Here is a 2,378-nt window from a genome sequence, read left to right on the forward strand (position 1 = left end):
AGCTCTGGTGGATTTCCTTTAAATATTCTTTTTAATTCAGGAACTATAGAGGCTTGTTGTGATACAATAAGAATAGAAGAAGGTGATGGTACAGTTATTTACCAAGGGACAGGAGCAGCTGGTGGAAACTTAGCAGGCTTATCATTATATTCTACAACTGATAGAATGGTGATGTTTTATGAATCAGATTCTTCTGTTAGTTGTACTAGTGGGGCTGATGATGAATGGGATTTTGATGTGTCTTGTTTTGATGCTACGGCACCACCAAATTGTAACGCTAATTTAGTTGCACCTGCAAATGGCGCAATAGATGTACCTATCAATTCTACGATTACATGGTCACAAGCTTCTATAATAGTAAATGGTTATACAATTTCTATCGGAACTACACCTGGAGGAGTTGATGTTGCTGATAACATAGACGTTGGTAATGTGTTAACTTACAACCCAGGAGTTTTAGATAATGCAACAACATATTATGTAACAGTTACCCCTTATAATGACAATGGACCTGCAACAGATTGTATAGAAGAAAGCTTTAAAACTATTTGTATTCCTCATGTAGTAACATTTAATGCCATAGGAGATTGCGATACAGATCCTAATAACCCAGATTTTGTTCTAGAAGTTACAATAACAGATTTAAGTGGTTCAGCTTCTATTATAGTTTCTGACGATCAAGGAAGTCCAACTCAAACAGCAACAACTCCTGGAGTTATTACTATGGGACCTTATGCTGCAAATACCGTAGTTACAATCACGACCATTAAATCTGACGATGATACGTGTGATGTGATTAGTAGCCCTATTACATTTATTTGTCCACCACCACCAAACTCATGTTCTATTGTTTATGCAGGAGAAGATGTTACTATTGGTTGCGAAGAATCAACAGATTTAGATGCTAATTTCCATTTATTTGGTCAAGACACAAACAACTATGAAATTAACGGACTTGAAACATGTCCTCTACCTTCAACAGTTGGTGGAACACCTACAAGTTTAAATATAGATGATAGATGGTCTGAAGTTATTAATCTTGGATTTGAATTCTGTTTCTTTGGAGAAGTTTACGACCAAATTTTAGTGGGTTCTAATGGTGTTTTATCATTTGAATTAGAAAATGCTGGAGGCTTTAATGGGTGGGCGTTTACAGAATCATTGCCTAATAGTACTAATGCTACTTTAGCACAAGCAAACATTTTTGGTGTAGCACATGATATCGACCCATCTGTTTGTGGTGATATTAATTATTTAGTAATTGGTTCAGCCCCATATAGAATGTTTGTCGTAAACTATACAAATGTTTGCCACTATAGTTGTAATGAATTAATGTCGAGCAGTCAAATTATTTTATACGAATCGTCAAATAATATAGATGTTAATGTGTTTGATAAACCAACTTGTACAACTTGGAATGGCGGAAGAGCTGTTATTGGTGTTCAAAATATTGCTGGTAATATTGCATTTACACCTCCTGGTAGAAATACAGGAGTTTGGTCATCAACTGGTGAGTCATGGAGATTTGCTCCTTATGAAGATACTCCTAGTTTTGTTTTTGAATGGTTTGATGGAACAACCTCATTAGGAAATTCTGAAACTATAACAGTTTCTCCAAGCGTAACAACCACTTATACAGCTTCAGTAACTTACGATTTATGTACTGGTGGTACAGCAACAATTACAGACGATGTAACAATTACAGTTGAAGGTTCTGAAGGAAATGCTTCATTTACAATGACAGCAACTTGTGATGGAGCAACAGCTACAATTACTGGAGATGAAGGAGGAACCTTTGCGTTCAATCCTGAACCTGGAGATGGAGCTATAATTGATCCAGTAACAGGAACAATTACAGAAGGTATGTCAGGAATGACATATACTATTGAATATACAATAACTGGCGATTGTGGAGCTAGTAGCACACAAGATGTTACTGTACTAGATTCTGAAGATGCATCATTTATCATGACAGCAACTTGCGATGGAGGAATAGCCGAAATCTTAGGAACAACTGGAGGAACCTTTGCATTTAATCCAGAACCTGGAGATGGAGCAACCATAGATCCGACAACAGGAACAATAACGGGAGGTATGTCAGGAATGACTTATACTGTTGAGTATACTACTGGAGATAATGAATGTTCAGAGAGTAGCACACAAGATGTTACTGTACTAGATTCTGAAGATGCATCCTGTACAATGACTGCAACTTGTGATGGAGGAATAGCTGAAATTACAGGAACAACTGGAGGAACCTTTGCGTTAAACCCAGAGCCTGGAGATGGAGCAACAATCGATCCTACTACAGGAACAATTACTGGAGGTGTTCCAGGTATGACTTATACTGTAGAATATACAACAAGCGATAGTGAATG

At 37.1% G+C, this 2,378-nt stretch carries 1 pseudogene; it reads left to right on the forward strand.

Annotated features, from left to right (window positions below):
• A pseudogene (locus FVF61_RS14150) lies at positions 1-2,378 on the forward strand (hypothetical protein); the annotation flags it as partial.

The organism is Xanthomarina maritima, assembly GCF_008084905.1.
GTDB lineage: Bacteria > Bacteroidota > Bacteroidia > Flavobacteriales > Flavobacteriaceae > Xanthomarina > Xanthomarina maritima.